Raw genomic sequence first — 15,381 nt, 5'->3', positions numbered from 1 at the left:
GGAGGCAGTCAGATGATCGAGAAGCGCCAATTCTATATCAACGGTACGTGGGTGGACCCGGTTGAGGGACGCGATCACCACGTGATCGATCCTTCGACCGAAGACCCCTGCGCGGTGATCTCTTTGGGCGGCCAGGCCGACACGGACGCCGCCGTCGCTGCCGCCAAGGCCGCCTTTCCGGCGTGGATGGCAACGCCGTCCTCCGACCGCATCGCGCTCGTCGAAAAGCTGCTGGACGTCTACAAATCGCGCAGCGAGGAAATGGCGCAGGCGATGAGCCTCGAGATGGGTGCGCCCATCGACATGTCGCGCAGCCAGCAGGTCGGCGCGGGCACGTGGCACATCCAGAACTTCATCGACGAAGCCAAGAAATTCGACTTCGAGCGCCCGCTTGGCGATCACGCCCCGACCGATCGCATCCTCTACGAGGCGGTCGGTGTCTGCGCGCTGATCACGCCGTGGAACTGGCCGATGAACCAGGTCACGCTCAAGGTCTGCGCGGCGGCCATTGCAGGCTGTACGATGGTTCTGAAACCATCCGAGGAAAGCCCGCTCAACGCGGTGATTTTTGCCGAGATGATGCACGAGGCGGGCTTCCCGCCGGGCGTCTTCAACCTTGTCAACGGCGATGGTGCGGGCGTGGGAAGCCAGCTTTCGGCGCATCCGGACGTCGACATGGTGTCCTTCACGGGGTCCACCCGGGCGGGCAAGCTGATTTCCAAATCCGCCGCCGATACGCTCAAGCGCGTGCATCTCGAACTGGGCGGCAAGGGGGCAAATCTTGTGTTTGCCGATGCGGACGAAAAAGCGGTCAAGCGCGGCACGCTGCACGTGATGAACAACACCGGCCAGTCCTGCAACGCGCCCACCCGCATGATCGTGGAGGCCTCACGCTACGATCAGGCCGTCGAGGAAGCGGCTGAGGCGGCAGGCAAGGTCACAGTCGGCCCGGCGTCTGCCGAAGGGCGGCATATGGGCCCCGTGGTGAACGCGACGCAGTGGCAGAAGATCCAGGATTTGATCCAGAAGGGCATCGAAGAAGGCGCGCGGCTGGTGGCTGGCGGGCCGGGGCGTCCGGATGGGCTGAACAAGGGCTTCTACGTGCGCCCGACGGTTTTTGCCGATGTGACCAACGACATGACTATCGCGCGCGAGGAAATCTTTGGCCCCGTCCTGTCGATTCTCAAATTCGACACCGAAGAAGAGGCGGTTCAGATCGCCAATGACACGCCCTACGGGCTGACGAACTACGTCCAAAGCTCGGACGGCGCGCGGCGCAACCGGCTTGCACGGCAGCTTCGGTCCGGCATGGTCGAGATGAACGGCGAAAGCCGCGCGGCGGGTTCGCCCTTCGGCGGGATGAAACAGTCGGGCAACGGGCGCGAAGGCGGTGTTTGGGGAATCGAGGATTTCCTTGAGGTCAAAGCGGTCTCCGGCTGGGCGGCGGAATAGACCAGACCTCGCTCGCGGGGCGCCGCAGGTCGGACAAATCTGTCCGACCGACACCCTAAAACGGGGCTGTGACCCGAAATGTCATGCCACGCCCCCCGTCCGGATGGCGCAGACGTAACTCTTCCGCGTGCAACATCATGCGCGGGTAGCGGTCCGCCGTCTCGGGGGCGTAGAGCGGATCGCCAAGGATTGGATGTCCCAGAGCCAGCATATGCACGCGCAATTGGTGGCTGCGCCCGGTCTGCGGGAAGAGCTGAACCCGGCTTTCGTCATCACCGGCCTTGAGCACGCGCCACTCCGTCACGGCGGGCTTGCCGGTCTCGTGATCCACCTTCTGCAACGGACGGTTCGGCCAATCGACGATTAAGGGCAAATCGACCGTTCCGGTTTTTGCTTTCAACAAACCGGCCACCCGCGCCACGTAGCGTTTCTTGGTCTGACGTTTTTCGAACTGCAGCCCAAGATGCCGTTGCGCATGAGGCGTCAACCCGAACACCATGACACCAGACGTGTCCCGATCAAGCCGATGCACCAGAAGCACTTGCGGGTAGGCTGCCTCAAGCCGCGCAATCAGGCAATCGGCCAGTTCCGGCCCCTTTCCGGGCACTGACAAAAGGCCAGCTGGCTTGTTCACCACGAGGATCTCGTGATCCTCGTGCAGGATATCCAGCGGGGTGTCGGGGGGCGCGTAATCCGTCATGCGCCCGATCTACGCAGCCCGCCCGCGCGCGGCAAGGTCTCGCCGCCGTTTAAGAATTTACTAGGGACAATCTGAAATCTTCTCCGAAGACTTCACGGGTGGGGCAAGCGGCTCATGCGGATCACGCTCTGACCCGCGCGGACGCGGGGTCGTACATCGGCTTCAGGGAAACCTCCGCGCCGACGCGTGTTCCGGCCACATCGATCTCATAGGCCGACGCCAGCACCTGGTCCGCACTCTCGCCGCTGCAAGGCACGTAGCCAAGTCCGATCGCGCCTCCAAGGTGATGTCCGTAGGCTCCTGAACTCAGGTAGCCTACGATCTCGCCATCCCGCAGGATCGGCTCGTGGTGATACAAGAGCGGTTCAGGGTCGGTCAGCCGGAACTGCACCAGTCTCTGATCGAGCCCCGCCTCTTTCTTGCGCAACACCGCGTCCCGCCCGATGAAATCGGCTTTGGACGTTTTGACTGCAAAGCCAAGTCCGGCTTCGAGCACATTGTCCTCGCAGGTGATGTCGTGGCCAAAATGACGGAAGGCTTTTTCGATGCGGCAGGTGTCCATAGCATGCATGCCACAGAGTGTCAGTCCGACCTCTTCGCCGGCCTCGAACAGCGTCTCGAAAACGTGGCTCGCCTGATCGGTCGAGACGTAGATTTCCCAGCCAAGCTCGCCGACATAGGACACCCGATGCGCCCGCGCGACGCCGAGACCGATCTCGATCTCCTGCGCTGTGCCGAAAGGGTTGGCGTCGTTGCTGAAGTCGTTGGGCGATACAAGCTGCATCAGCTTGCGCGCATTCGGGCCCATGATCGCCAACACACCTTCACCCGCGGTCACATCCGTCAGAACCACGCGGAACTCACCAACCTGCCGTTGCATCCACGTCTGATCGGCGGCGCGTGTCGCGGCAGGTGTGACCACCAGATACGCTGTTTCGGACAGCCGGGTCACGGTCACATCCGCCTCGATCCCGCCACGTGAATTAAGGAATTGCGTGTAGACGATCTTGCCCACGGGAACCGAGAAATCACCGCCGCCGACATGGTTCAGAAACGCCTCGGCATCCGGCCCCTCGACCCGGATCTTGCCGAAGGACGACATGTCGTACATGCCGACGTTCTCTCGGAGGGCCTTGTGTTCTTCGGCGACATTGCCAAAGAAATTCTGCCGCTTCCAACTGTACGCGTAGTCCGGTGTTTGCCCGTTGCGCGCGAACCAGTTGGCCCTTTCCCACCCCGCGACTTCGCCCATGACCGCGCCGTGTTGCAGCAAGTGATTGTAGAACGGCGTCCGCCGCACCCCGCGCGCGGTGGCTTTCTGGCGATAGGGATAATGGTCCGCATAAAGCAGGCCCAGCGTCTCGGTCACGCGCTCTTTCAGAAAGCGCCGATTGCTCTGGAATGGCTGGACCCGTGCGATGTCCACATCGCCCAGGTCGAACGGTTTCTCACCGTCCTCCATCCACTGCGCCAGCGCCATGCCCGCGCCGCCCGCCGACTGGATACCAATGGAGTTGAACCCGGCGGCGACCCACACATTGTCCATCTCGCGCGCCTGGCCAAGGTGGTAGGCATTGTCGGGTGTGAAACTTTCCGGACCGTTGAAAAACGTATGAATGCCCGCCTCGGCCAACATGGGCATGCGATTTACCGCAGCTTCTAGGATCGGCTCGAAATGGTCGAAATCCTCGGGCAACTGATCAAATTCGAAGCCCTCCGGAATGCCGCCCAACGCCCACGGTTTTGAGACAGGCTCAAACGCGCCAAGCATCATCTTGCCCGCATCTTCCTTGTAATAGGCGCATTCGTCAGGCACCCGCAGCACGGGTAGGCTTTGCAGCTCTGCGATGGGCTCGGACACGATGTAGAAGTGCTCACACGCCTGCAACGGGACATTCACGCCCAGCATTTGCCCAATCTCGCGCCCCCACATACCGGCGCAGTTGACGACGTGATCGCAGGTGATCGTGCCGGACGATCCGTCTTCGGCTTCCCATTCCACAGACGTGATCCGCCGCCCGTCTCGCGCAACGCCAGTGGCCTTTGTTCGCTCAAAAATCAGCGCGCCGCGCTGACGTGCGCCCTTGGCCATCGCAAGCGCGATATTGGCGGGATCGCCTTGCCCATCGCTTGGCAGGTAGACGCCACCAACAACACCGTCGGTGTTCAGATGCGGGTATTTCGCCTTGATCTCAGCGGTGTCGATTTCCTCAACCGGCACCCCGAACGCCCGCGCCATTGCCGCGCTCCGGCGCAGTTCCTCGTGCCGTTCCGTGGTCAGCGCGACCGAGATCGAGCCGACCTGCCGAAACCCGGTGGCGACGCCGGTTTCCGCTTCGATGCTTGCATAAAGATCGGCGGTGTATTTCGCGAGTTTCGTCATGTTGGACGACGCACGCAATTGCCCGATCAGACCGGCAGCGTGCCATGTCGTGCCGGAGGTAAGTTGCTTGCGTTCCAGAAGCACCACATCGGTCCAGCCGAGCTTGGCAAGATGGTAGGCGACCGAGCAGCCGATAACGCCGCCGCCAATGATGACGGCGCGGGCGTGTGTGGGAAGGGTCATGTGGAACCTCCGGAACCAACTCGTGTGGCGCGGTCAGCGCCGTGCATATTTTTGAAAAGAAGAAGCCCGGCCGCGCGCATCAGGCAGCCCGTTTCTTGAAACGGCGGGCGAGCTCGGCGATATGCGCCGGGCCGGTTTCGCAGCATCCGCCGATAAGCGTCGCCCCGTGATCCGCCCAGATCTGGGCGTGATCGGCGTAAACCCCTGGCCCCATGTCCCGGCGCGCTGTCAGCGCGTCGACGGTTGGTTTGGCCTTGAGGAAGTCCTTCGTGATCTGGGTGAAAGCGTTGGCGTAGGCCCCGGTGGGTTTGCCCGCGCTTCCGAGCATATCCAAAGCGGCTGGCATCGCTTCGGGAGCCGAACAGTTGGCGAGCAATGCCGCCGCGCTGCCGGAGGCCGCAACGGCGTCGGACAGCAGTTCGCCCGACCGCAGGCGCGTGCCATCCTCGTCATCCACCGTGAAGGCGATCCAGACAGGCTTTCGATGTGGGACTGTCGCCTCCAGCGCAGCACGCGCCTGCGCAACAGAGGCGACGGTCTCCAGAAGCAGCACGTCACAATCAGGGGCAATCAGGCGCGCGACCTCATCGAAAAGCGCGACCGCCTTCTCGTGCTCCGGCTGCACATCCGCGCGGTAAGACTGCCCGAGGGGTCCGATGCTCCCCGCGATAAGCCCGGCGCCATGCGCATCACGCGCCGCCAGCGCCATGTCGAGAGCCACGCGGTGCAACTCTTCGAATCGGTCTTCGAACTGCGTACCGGCAAGACGGTCGCGATGGACGGCGTAGGTGTTGGTGGTCAAAACATCCGCACCCGCCTTGAAGTAATCGTCATGCACTTCGCGCACGATGTGCGGCGCGTCGATCATGACTTGCGTCGCCCAAAGCGGCGTGGGCTTCGCGCCCGAGCGCCGGACCAGTTCCTGACCCATGCCGCCATCGAGCAAGGTGATTTCCGTCATGCCAAAGACCTCACGATATGGCGCATGATGATCTTGTGCGGGATCATTACGATGCCAAGATACAGTCGCCCGGCCCAGTGGTTGAACCAGATCCGCGTCGTCGCCGCGACATGGCCGGTGGAAAGGCGGGTTTCGATTGAAAAAGTCAGGTGCTTGTCCACAAGTCCGGTCTCGAACACGTCCGACGTCTCGCGCCACACAGGCAACCGGGTCATGACGCCCGCGCCCTCTTCGCCCGTGACAAGTCCGAACCGGCGCACGATCGCATTGCGTGCGCTCATGGCCCCATCGACCCAACGTGGCATGTTGGCGAACCCGGCATCGAACGCTTGGCGCGCGGTCCGGTAATCAGAGGCAACAGGCCCGGCGTGGGTGTCCTGCCAGTCGGCTGCGCGATCCGGACGACCGTCGCTCATGCGCGCAGCCGTTCGTTCTGCGGATCCCAAAGCGGCTCATCCTTCTGAACCGTCGCCCGGCACATCTGGCCGAAGATATCGACCACCAGCTCGGTCCCCGGCGTGCTTAGATCGGTACGGACCATGCCCAGCGCGATCGACTTGTTCACCCGGTACCCCCAACCGCCGCTCGTGGTTTCCCCTACGACCTTTCCGTCATGCCAGACCGTCGACATGTACGGCGCATCGCAGCCGTTCGCCTCGACTGTCATGGTGACGAAACGCTTCCTCACGCCCTGCTGCTTTTCGTTCAGCAAAGCGGCCTTGCCCGGAAAATCCTGCGGTTTGTCGAGTTTGATGAATCGGTCCAGCCCGCCTTCGAGCAGCGAATAGTCGGTCGACAGATCGCCTTTCCAAGCGCGGTACCCTTTCTCAAGACGCAACGAGTTGAGCGCGTACATTCCAAACGGCTTCATCCCATGCGGCTGACCGGCCTGCCAGAGCGCATCGAAGGCAACTGCCGTGTCCGCGATCTGGCTGTGCACCTCCCAACCCAGTTCCCCGGCGAAAGACACGCGCACCAACTGAACCCAAGTGTCGCCGATTTGCGCCGACTGGTGGCTCAGCCACGGCTGGGTCAGATCGGCGGACGTCAGAGACGACAGGATGTCGCGCGATTTCGGCCCGGTCAGGATCTGGCACGAGAAATCGCGGGTGGCATCCGTCAGGGTGAATGCGGCGTCCGAAGGCCGGTGCTTCTGCAGCCATTCGAAATCATGCCATTGCGCCGCCGCCGCGGTGATGAGGAAGAAATCATCCTCGTCCAGACGCATCGCCGACATCTCGGTCACGATCCGCCCGCGCATGTCCGCGAAATAGAGCAGCCCGATTCGGCCGACCTTCGGAATGCCCCCCGCACACAGCACGCGCAGGAACTCTGCCGCGCCGGGGCCTTTCAGCCGGTAACGTGAGAACCCGGGCAGGTCGAGCAGACCCGCCGTATCCCGCACCGCCTCACATTCCTCGCGCACGCGCTGTTCCCATGGGCCGGATCGGCCCCAGGTCTGCGTGGTTTCCTCGGACGTATCGTCGCCCGGCTGCGCGAACCAATTGGCGCGTTCCCAACCGTTATAGGCCCCCATGACGCCGCCCATTTCGACCACGCGGTCATGCACCGGCGACAGCTTTTTGTCCCGCCCGGCGGGCCATTCGTGATGCGGGAAATGCATCGCGTATTCGTGGCCGTACACCTCGATAGCCTTCTGGTTGCAGTAATCCTGATCGGTGTAATCGGTGTAACGGCGTGGATCGACGGCCCACATGTCCCACTCGGTCTGTCCTTCGGTGACCCATTCGGCAAGCACCTTGCCCGCGCCACCGCCTTGCGTGATCCCGAAGGTAAACACGCAGGCCTCAAAGGCGTTCGGGACTCCCGGCATTGGACCGATCAAAGGCAGACCGTCGGGCGCATAGGGGATCGGACCGTTGATATTGCGGCCGACGCCGCCCGTCCCCAAAAGCGGCACGCGCGCCATCGCGTCTTCGATGTACCATTCAAGCCGCTCCAGATCGTCTGGGAAGAGTTGGAAGCTGAAATCGTCCGGCATCGGATCGTCGGGGGTGACCCAGTGCGCCTTGCAGTTCCGTTCGTACGGTCCAAGGTTCAGACCGTACTTTTCCTGCCGAAGGTAGTAAGAGCTGTCTACGTCGCGCAGGAGCGGCAGCTTGCCGTTCTCAAGGCTCCACTCCTTCAGTTCCGGGATCTCTTCGGTCAGGAAGAACTGGTGGCTCATCACCGCCATCGGCACCGTGCGCCCGCCATAGGGTTTGAACCATTCGCCGACGCGCTGGGCGTAGTAGCCGGCCGCATTCACCACATATTCGCTGCGGATATCGCCCTTGTCGGTGTGCACGATCCACTCGCCGTTCTCGCGGCTCACGCCGGTTGCCGGACAGAACCGTTCGATCCGCGCGCCCATCTGGCGCGCGCCCTTGGCCAGAGCCTGTGTCAGCTGTGCCGGATCGATATCCCCGTCGTCGGGATCATAGAGCGCACCGGCAAGGTCGTGCGTTTCGAGAAACGGATAGCGGTCCTTCAGATCGCTGACCTGCATCATCTCAAGGTTCATGCCCTGATAGCGCCCCATGGATCGCGCTCGCTCGAACTCCATCACGCGTTCTTTGCTGTGGCCAAGACGGATCGATCCGGTGACGTGATAATTCATCGGGTAATCGACCTCGTCCGCCAATGTGCGATAGAGCGACAGCGAATAGCGCTGCATGTTCATGATGGCCCATGAGGTGCTGAAGGACGGGCAGTTGCCCGCAGCGTGCCATGTCGACCCGGCGGTCAGTTCGTTCTTTTCCAGAAGGACGCAGTCGGTCCAGCCCGCCTTCGCCAGATGATACAGCGAAGACGTGCCGACAACGCCGCCACCGATGATGACGACGCGGGCTGTGGTCGGAAAATCGGACATGGGTCTCTCCTCAATCAAGGGCAATACGGACGGCCAGGCCGCCGAAAACAAGGGCTGACGCTTTGCCCATCCAACGGGACGCGCGCCGCATCTGGGCAGCCGCCAAGCCCGCAAAGGCACCCAGTCCGGAATACATAACGCCGCCACAGACGGCCATCAGGACACCAAGGATCAGGATTTGCTGCCAGACGGGCCCTAGCGCCGGATCCGCGAATTGCGGAAAGAAGGCGAGGACGAACAACGCGACTTTCGGGTTCAGCAGGTTGGTCAAAAACGCACGTCCGAACGCACGCCGGATCTCGGTGGCTCCGCGACGCTCGGTCACCGCACTGGTGTCGTGCCACGCCTGCCAGGCGAGCCACAAAAGATACGCGGCACCCAGATACCGGATGCCGTCATAGACCACGGGATAGGCCGCAAGCAGCACGGCCAGTCCTGCAGCAGTCATCGCGGCATGGCAGAGCGACCCGAGGCTGATCCCCCACGCCGCCGCAATGCCTGATCCCGCTCCGCCCCGCATGCCGCTGGCAATCGTGAACATCATGTCCGCGCCGGGGGTCAGAAACAGAAGAAATGCAGCCCCCATGAAGGTCGCGTAAGTCAGAAGCGGAATGGACAGGGCGAGATCGATCATACGTCACTCTTCCCGTTGCGCGTCATTGGGGTTGATCTCGTAATAGTCGCCCTTGGTCCGGGTATGGATATGCCCACGCAGTTTCAGTCCGGTGGGTCCGTCAATCGATCCGGTCGAAAAACAGACGAACGGGTCGTCTTCGTGATCCCAGAACAGCGCCGACCCGCAGGTCGGGCAAAACCCGCGCCGGGCTTTTTCAGAAGACTGGAACCACCGAACGTCGCCGGCGATCTCCAGCGTTCCGTCTTCAAGGTAGGATGACGCCCAGACGTGGCCGGATTGTTTGCGGCATTGCGTGCAATGACAGGCTGCAGGTGCGCCCGGCGTTCCAGTCGCGGTGTAGGTAACCGCACCGCAGAGGCAGCTTCCTGTCAGGCTCATCGGCGTTCTCCCAAATCCTGCGTCCCGACCATCAATACACCGGCGGAGCAATCACCCAGATGGCGACAGCAGGCTCATCGTAGGGATTGATCCATTCAAACGGCTCGGCCTTGATGCGGAAGCTGTCGCCGGGATCGAGCGTAAATTTACGATCGCTGATCACCAGATCCAGCCTGCCCGAGACCAGATACCCGACCTCCTGCGTCGGGCGCGTGACCACTTCGCCGATGCGGCTATGCGGTTGGAAGGTGGAGTGTACCATCTCGAAATCATCCGAGAGGTCCGGAGAGAGAAGCTCCTCGACCAGTCCGGATGCGCCGCTTCCAATCGGCCGACGCGCCCCGGCCCGCACGATGATCCCGGCTTCTTCGGCCGCGACATTGGCGTGCCCGAACAGAAGCGAGACAGGCACGTCCAGAAGTTTCGCGATGTGCCGCAGGTCAGTGACCGATGGCTCCGAAAGGTCACGCTCCACCTGGCTGACCCATCCGACCGAGCGGTCAAGGGCAGTCGCGATGTCCTGCAAAGTCAACCCACGCGCCTTACGAAGAGCCCGAAGATCGGCGCCCAGCGTCTTGTTGTGCAGAATCGGATCGTGCTGCATGAGTCGTCCGTGAAAATTCTTGCCCGATTTTCACGACAGTCAAGGTGAAATTTCAAGAAGAATTTTCACGAAGGCCATTTCAGTTGGCCCACGTCCGCAAGAAAGGCATCGATGACCAATGTCTTGCTCGACTCAGGGCGCAGGCGTACCTTGATCAGATATTTCATTTTTTGACCGGGAGAGTTTTTTAATGTCGACTGAACCATTCACTGTGATGCCAGCGGAACCCTTCTCTTTTCTACAAACGCCCGAGTACGGCGTTTGCGGCTTCGAACGCATCCATTTCTTCACTTTCAAACGCTCGCTCACCGCCAATGCGAACGGTACGATCCCCGGCGAACTCACGCTTGGAGACAAAACGTGGCCCACCATCGAACGCGGCAATGGATACACATTCGTTCGCAAAGGCACGTATCGGCTCATGGTGGACTACAAAAACACCGACAGAAAAGGCGGTGTGAAGGTCAAATGTCTGCGCTTCAATCATGAAGGGATACGCACGCACTTGATACATGACGCTTTGAACGACAACGCCTTCACACTCGCGGGCTGCATCGCGCCCGGGATGGCGAAAACCGATACCGGTATCAGCGGGTCACTTCAGGCAATGGATGAAATCTGGGACGCGATCGGTGGATGGCAGGACGGTAAGGCGTGCTCAATTTTTGTCGAAAACAACGTGGTTGGGGAAGAAACCGCTGCCAATTGGATCCAGCGACGCAAGGCTGCAGGGAGATGGTGATAGGTGGCCTTGGATGATTTGGGCTTAGCTGCCTGAAAGGGTCTGCTTAGGAAATGCAAGCAAAGGTCCGGCCCAGAATATCCGCAAGCGCCTCTGCATCGCCTTCAGTAAATGCGTCCGGTTGATCGCTGTCGATGTCGAAGACCCCCAACAGCCGACCCTTGCCGTTCCACACCGGCAACACAAGTTCCGAGCGCGTGGATGAGGCACAGGCGATATGGCCGGGAAAGGCGTCCACATCCGGAACCAGTTGCACCTCACCCGTACGCGCCGCCGCGCCGCAGACGCCGCGGGAGAACGGGATGGTCAGGCACCCGTGTCCACCCTGATAAGGCCCGATCTTGAGCAGACCCGGCCCCGCCACCCGGTAAAACCCGGTCCAATCGAAACGATCATCTGCGTGGTGCACTTCGCAGGCCACCGTCGCCATAAGCGACACGGTATCGGTTTCACCTTCGGTGAGCGCCTCGATGGTTTTGGAGAGCGTTCCGTAATCGGCCATGTTGTCGTGGGGGCCAGCCCCCACACCCCCGAGATATTTGTGAACCAGAGAAGATCAGATGCGTTCGATGGCAATCGCCGTGCCTTCGCCGCCGCCGATGCAGATCGCCGCGACACCGCGCTTCAGGTTGCGCTTTTCGAGCGCATTCAGCAAGGTCACCATGATCCGTGCACCTGACGCGCCTATGGGATGACCCAGGGCGCAAGCGCCACCGTTGACGTTCACGATATCGCGCGACAGACCCATTTCCTGCATGAAGGCCATCGGCACGACCGCGAACGCCTCGTTGACCTCCCACAGATCGACATCGTCTTTCGACCACCCGATCCGGTCGAGCAGTTTCTGCGCTGCCGGAACCGGCGCTGTGGTGAACAGGCCCGGCGCTTGCGCGTGGCTGGCGTGACCGACGATACGGGCGCGCGCGTTGGCGCCGGCCGCTTCTGCCGTTGTGAGCACCAACGCGGCTGCGCCGTCAGAGATCGACGAGCTGTTGGCCGGTGTCACCGTGCCGTCCTTGCGGAACGCGGGTTTGAGGTGCGGGATCTTGTCCGGGCGGGCATTCCCGGGCTGTTCGTCCTCGGCAACGGTGACCTCACCCTTGCGCGACGACACGGTCACCGGGGTAATCTCACGATCGAAGGCGCCTGACGTCTGTGCGTCAAGCGCGTTCGACAGCGACCGCAAGGCGTATTCGTCCTGCGCCTCGCGGGTGAACTGGAACGCCTCGGCGCAATCCTCGGCGAAGGTGCCCATCAACCGTCCCTTGTCATAGGCATCTTCGAGTCCGTCGAGGAACATGTGGTCGATGACCTGACCATGACCAAGGCGCGCGCCATCCCGCATCTTTGGCAGGAGATAGGGCGCGTTGGTCATCGACTCCATCCCGCCAGCGACGATGGTCGTGGCACGGCCCAGCGCAATGGCATCGAACGCCATCATCGCGGCCTTCATGCCCGACCCGCACATCTTGTTAAGCGTCGTCGCCGGAACCTCTTCGCCCAGACCGGCGGCGAACCCGGCTTGCCGGGCGGGGGCCTGCCCCTGGCCTGCCGGCAGGACGCAGCCCATCAGCACTTCGTCCACCGCAGGCGCACCCGCCTGATCGAGCGCAGCCCGCATGGCCGCGCCGCCGAGATCGGCAGCGGAAACGCTTGAAAACGCTCCCTGGAACCCGCCCATCGCCGTCCGCGATGCGCCCGTGATGACAACCTCGGTCATGCCGATCCTCCCCTCGTCTTCGCGTTGGGCCTTGCATACCGGATGGTAAGGATTGGCGTCTAGGGTGCGCGGCACAGCAAATTGCCGAGGCGCTATGGAACTGACCGTTGACCTGACCCCGCAAGCCATCGTGATCCGCGTGAATGCCCCCCGCATCGACGCGCCAACCGCGTTGCAATTCAAGGAAGACATGCGCGCCCTGACGTCGAAAGGTGACGGGCGCTTCGTTCTTGATCTCAAAGAGGTGGAATTCATCGATTCAAGCGGCCTTGGCGCCGTTGTCGCCTCGATGAAGCAGCTTCGCCCGGGTCAGGTCCTCGAACTCGCCGCGTTACAGCCGATTGTCGCAAAGGTGTTCCGCCTGACCCGGATGGATTCGATTTTCACGATTCACGACGACGCGGACCAGGCCAGTGGATCGGTTTCTTCCTGACAGTCCGGGATCGTCGATTTTCGCGGCATGTCTCCCCGCGATGGACGCCACAACGCCGCTTTTGCTGTCGCAGGTAGATTCGGCCCTTGTCCAGCGCTGGTTCGAGGAGCTGCGCGATGACGTCCGGATCGTTTTGGCCGAGGTTCTGAACAATATTGTCGAACACGGGTATCCGCCGCGCTCTGTCGGAGCAGTTGCGATAAACATGCATGCGACGAATGCGGTTTTGACGATCAATGTGCGGGATTGGGGCCGCGCCTACGCTTGCCAAACCTTACCGCGCGGATCGTCTCCGAATCCGACAGATTTGGCAGAGGGCGGATATGGCTGGTTCCTCATTCGCGCGCTTGTCTCAGAGCTGGCGTATGAGCGCGCCGAGGGCATGAACCGACTCACTTTGGCGTTCGGTCTCTGAGGGCGGATCTCCTGCAGTCGGACCTCCCAAATTCTCATCAGATTATCGTTGAATTGTTCGCAATAAGGGGCCCAAATGCCCCTCTGTTCACGCATCAGGGGGTAATGTCTCACAATGGCCTTAATCGCGCTGAACTTTGGGCGGAGTTCACGGTCAAACAGACAGGGTAGCTGCAACAAGCTTCACCTCGGCGCCGTGCCGTTAACAGCCCCCACCCAGTGTACGGCGTCGAGGTATCTACCCTTCCCAAACAGACATCGAATTGACGCCGCCGGGCCTGCGATTATTTTGCCCTTCAAAGAGGGGACAGGTCTTATGCGAGATTTCCAATTGCCGGGGCGCTCTGCGGTTCTGGCGACAAACGGCATGTGCGCCACGTCACACCCGCTGGCGGCACAGGCGGCGGTCGATATCTTGAAGCGCGGCGGCAACGCCATCGATGCGGCAATTGCCGGTGCGGTCATCCTTGGTCAGGCAGAGCCTGCAATGACGGGACTCGGCGGCGACTGCTTCGCGCTGATTTCACCGGCGGGCAGTGACGACGTGATCACCGTGAACGGCTCCGGGCGCGCGCCTGCGGCGGCCAGGGCCGATGATCTGCGCGCTCGCGGTGAAGATACGATCCCGCTCTACGGCCCCGAAGCTGTCACGGTCCCGGGCGCGATAGATGCGTTCTGCACCATGTCGGAGAAGTACGGAAAGCTCGGCATCGCCGACAGTCTTGCTCCTGCCATCGACTACATGGAAAACGGGCTGCCCGTGGCCGAACGTGTGGCCTGGGACTGGGCGTCAAACGCGGACCTTCTTCAGGGCCATGCGCGGACACATTTCCTGCCCAACGACCAAGCGCCCGCGCGCGGTACGCTGTTCCAGTTGCCCGGCCAGGCAGAGGTGCTGAAGCGCATCGCAAAAGACGGCCGCGACGCGTTCTACACCGGCGAGATCGCAGACGACATGCTTGCCGTGCTCAATGCCATGGGCGGCGTTCACACGGCCGATGATTTCGCGAACACGGCGGCCACGATGGGCGATCCGATCAGCGGTACATACGGCGGACTCGAACTCCTCGAACATGCGCCGAACGGTCAGGGTGCCACAGCGATCCTGTTGCTCAACATCCTGTCGCAGTTCGATCTGGCCGCGCTCGATCCGTTCGGGGCCGAACGCGCGCATCTCGAAGCCGAGGCGACGAAGCTGGCCTATGACACGCGCAACCGTTTCGTGGCAGACCCCGATCACATGACGCGACTCGACCACATGCTGTCGATGGAAACGGCCAAGAAGCTCGCCGCACTCATCGACCCGAAAAAGGCGATGCAAAGCGCCACGACGATCAGCGAAGCGGTTCACAAGGACACGATCTATATCACCGTCGTCGACAAGGACCGCATGGTGGTCTCTCTGATCTATTCGATCTTCCACAGCTTCGGCTCCGGCATCGCATCCGAGAAGTTCGGCATCCTGTTCCAGAACCGTGGTGGCGGTTTCACGCTCGAACCGGGTCACGCAAATGAATACGGCGGCGGAAAGCGCCCGATGCACACGATCATTCCGGCAATCCTTCGGGATCAGGGCAAGGTCATGATGCCGTTCGGCGTGATGGGCGGGCAATATCAGTCAACTGGTCATGCCCGCTTCGTGACCAACGTCACCGATTTCGGACTGGAGCCGCAAGAAGCCCTCGACGCACCGCGCTGCTTTGCCGAGAAGGGCAAGCTCATGGTCGAACGGGGGTATTCGGACGCCGTGCGGGCGCAGCTGGCAGAGTGGGGCCACGATGTGGATATACCCGAAGTCGCAATCGGCGGCGCGCAAGCCATCCAGTTGCATGACAACGGGGTTCTCGAGGGGGCGTCCGATCCCCGCAAGGACGGCTGCGCCATCGGGTATTGACACGTAGG

General features: G+C 61.8%; 15 protein-coding genes. 5 read left to right on the top strand and 10 right to left on the bottom strand.

Annotated elements, in window-relative coordinates; genetic code table 11:
• The first annotated feature begins 12 nt into the window (after window positions 1-12).
• Window positions 13-1,452, top strand: coding sequence for an aldehyde dehydrogenase family protein (locus BUA42_RS19295; protein WP_072779982.1), 1,440 nt, complete (start codon window positions 13-15; stop codon window positions 1,450-1,452).
• A 55-nt stretch (window positions 1,453-1,507) separates the two neighbouring features.
• Here BUA42_RS19295 and BUA42_RS19290 read toward each other — a convergent pair whose 3' ends face one another.
• From BUA42_RS19290 to BUA42_RS19255, 8 genes are all read right to left on the bottom strand, one after another.
• Entirely contained in the window at window positions 1,508-2,152 is a 645-nt protein-coding gene (locus BUA42_RS19290; RefSeq protein ID WP_072779981.1) for an RluA family pseudouridine synthase, read from the bottom strand.
• Window positions 2,153-2,273: 121 nt separating this feature from the next.
• A complete protein-coding gene (locus BUA42_RS19285) occupies window positions 2,274-4,718 on the bottom strand; it encodes a GcvT family protein (protein WP_072779980.1) in 2,445 nt (814 codons plus the stop codon).
• A gap of 79 nt (window positions 4,719-4,797) precedes the next feature.
• The gene (locus tag BUA42_RS19280; RefSeq protein ID WP_072779979.1) at window positions 4,798-5,679 is read right to left on the bottom strand and encodes a homocysteine S-methyltransferase family protein; all 882 of its coding nucleotides are present in this window, start codon (window positions 5,677-5,679) and stop codon (window positions 4,798-4,800) included.
• A complete protein-coding gene (locus BUA42_RS19275; RefSeq protein ID WP_072779978.1) occupies window positions 5,676-6,095 on the bottom strand; it encodes a DUF2867 domain-containing protein in 420 nt (139 codons plus the stop codon). The genes BUA42_RS19280 and BUA42_RS19275 overlap by 4 nt, the downstream gene beginning before the upstream one ends.
• Complete coding sequence (locus tag BUA42_RS19270) at window positions 6,092-8,551, bottom strand: GcvT family protein (RefSeq protein ID WP_072779977.1); 2,460 nt, start codon at window positions 8,549-8,551, stop codon at window positions 6,092-6,094. The genes BUA42_RS19275 and BUA42_RS19270 overlap by 4 nt, the downstream gene beginning before the upstream one ends.
• A gap of 10 nt (window positions 8,552-8,561) precedes the next feature.
• Window positions 8,562-9,185 (bottom strand): LysE family translocator, encoded by a 624-nt coding sequence (locus tag BUA42_RS19265; protein ID WP_072779976.1) that lies wholly within the window; start codon window positions 9,183-9,185, stop codon window positions 8,562-8,564.
• A gap of 3 nt (window positions 9,186-9,188) precedes the next feature.
• Window positions 9,189-9,566, bottom strand: coding sequence for a GFA family protein (locus BUA42_RS19260; protein ID WP_072779975.1), 378 nt, complete (start codon window positions 9,564-9,566; stop codon window positions 9,189-9,191).
• A gap of 31 nt (window positions 9,567-9,597) precedes the next feature.
• Complete coding sequence (locus BUA42_RS19255) at window positions 9,598-10,170, bottom strand: helix-turn-helix domain-containing protein (protein ID WP_072779974.1); 573 nt, start codon at window positions 10,168-10,170, stop codon at window positions 9,598-9,600.
• A gap of 190 nt (window positions 10,171-10,360) precedes the next feature.
• Here BUA42_RS19255 and BUA42_RS19250 point away from each other — a divergent pair, with 190 nt between their 5' ends.
• Window positions 10,361-10,912 (top strand): hypothetical protein, encoded by a 552-nt coding sequence (locus BUA42_RS19250; RefSeq protein ID WP_072779973.1) that lies wholly within the window; start codon window positions 10,361-10,363, stop codon window positions 10,910-10,912.
• A gap of 46 nt (window positions 10,913-10,958) precedes the next feature.
• Here BUA42_RS19250 and BUA42_RS19245 read toward each other — a convergent pair whose 3' ends face one another.
• Window positions 10,959-11,414, bottom strand: a complete 456-nt coding sequence (locus BUA42_RS19245) for a GAF domain-containing protein (RefSeq protein ID WP_072779972.1) — start codon at window positions 11,412-11,414, stop codon at window positions 10,959-10,961.
• Window positions 11,415-11,468: 54 nt separating this feature from the next.
• Entirely contained in the window at window positions 11,469-12,632 is a 1,164-nt protein-coding gene (locus BUA42_RS19240) for a thiolase family protein (RefSeq protein WP_072779971.1), read from the bottom strand.
• A gap of 94 nt (window positions 12,633-12,726) precedes the next feature.
• Between BUA42_RS19240 and BUA42_RS19235 the strand changes: the two genes are divergently transcribed.
• The 3 genes from BUA42_RS19235 (at window position 12,727) to BUA42_RS19225 (ending at window position 15,373) form a co-directional block, all read left to right on the top strand.
• The gene (locus tag BUA42_RS19235) at window positions 12,727-13,065 is read left to right on the top strand and encodes an STAS domain-containing protein (protein WP_072779970.1); all 339 of its coding nucleotides are present in this window, start codon (window positions 12,727-12,729) and stop codon (window positions 13,063-13,065) included.
• On the top strand, window positions 13,046-13,480 hold the full coding sequence (locus BUA42_RS19230) for an ATP-binding protein (protein ID WP_178346939.1): 435 nt from the start codon (window positions 13,046-13,048) through the stop codon (window positions 13,478-13,480). The genes BUA42_RS19235 and BUA42_RS19230 overlap by 20 nt, the downstream gene beginning before the upstream one ends.
• A 315-nt stretch (window positions 13,481-13,795) precedes the next feature.
• Window positions 13,796-15,373: a gamma-glutamyltransferase family protein gene (locus tag BUA42_RS19225; protein WP_072779968.1), complete on the top strand. Its 1,578-nt coding sequence runs from the start codon at window positions 13,796-13,798 to the stop codon at window positions 15,371-15,373.
• Window positions 15,374-15,381: the final 8 nt, after the last annotated feature.

This window comes from Marivita hallyeonensis (assembly GCF_900129875.1).
In the GTDB taxonomy this organism is placed as follows: Bacteria; Pseudomonadota; Alphaproteobacteria; order Rhodobacterales; family Rhodobacteraceae; genus Marivita; species Marivita hallyeonensis.
This window is presented reverse-complemented; position numbering and strand designations above follow the sequence as displayed.

Coding starts and splice junctions, on each gene's coding strand:
- BUA42_RS19295 (WP_072779982.1), top strand. CDS start 13: ATGATCGAGAAGCGCCAATTCTATATCAACGGTACGTGGGTGGACCCG.
- BUA42_RS19290 (WP_072779981.1), bottom strand. CDS start 2,152: ATGACGGATTACGCGCCCCCCGACACCCCGCTGGATATCCTGCACGAG.
- BUA42_RS19285 (WP_072779980.1), bottom strand. CDS start 4,718: ATGACCCTTCCCACACACGCCCGCGCCGTCATCATTGGCGGCGGCGTT.
- BUA42_RS19280 (WP_072779979.1), bottom strand. CDS start 5,679: ATGACGGAAATCACCTTGCTCGATGGCGGCATGGGTCAGGAACTGGTC.
- BUA42_RS19275 (WP_072779978.1), bottom strand. CDS start 6,095: ATGAGCGACGGTCGTCCGGATCGCGCAGCCGACTGGCAGGACACCCAC.
- BUA42_RS19270 (WP_072779977.1), bottom strand. CDS start 8,551: ATGTCCGATTTTCCGACCACAGCCCGCGTCGTCATCATCGGTGGCGGC.
- BUA42_RS19265 (WP_072779976.1), bottom strand. CDS start 9,185: ATGATCGATCTCGCCCTGTCCATTCCGCTTCTGACTTACGCGACCTTC.
- BUA42_RS19260 (WP_072779975.1), bottom strand. CDS start 9,566: ATGAGCCTGACAGGAAGCTGCCTCTGCGGTGCGGTTACCTACACCGCG.
- BUA42_RS19255 (WP_072779974.1), bottom strand. CDS start 10,170: ATGCAGCACGATCCGATTCTGCACAACAAGACGCTGGGCGCCGATCTT.
- BUA42_RS19250 (WP_072779973.1), top strand. CDS start 10,361: ATGTCGACTGAACCATTCACTGTGATGCCAGCGGAACCCTTCTCTTTT.
- BUA42_RS19245 (WP_072779972.1), bottom strand. CDS start 11,414: ATGGCCGATTACGGAACGCTCTCCAAAACCATCGAGGCGCTCACCGAA.
- BUA42_RS19240 (WP_072779971.1), bottom strand. CDS start 12,632: ATGACCGAGGTTGTCATCACGGGCGCATCGCGGACGGCGATGGGCGGG.
- BUA42_RS19235 (WP_072779970.1), top strand. CDS start 12,727: ATGGAACTGACCGTTGACCTGACCCCGCAAGCCATCGTGATCCGCGTG.
- BUA42_RS19225 (WP_072779968.1), top strand. CDS start 13,796: ATGCGAGATTTCCAATTGCCGGGGCGCTCTGCGGTTCTGGCGACAAAC.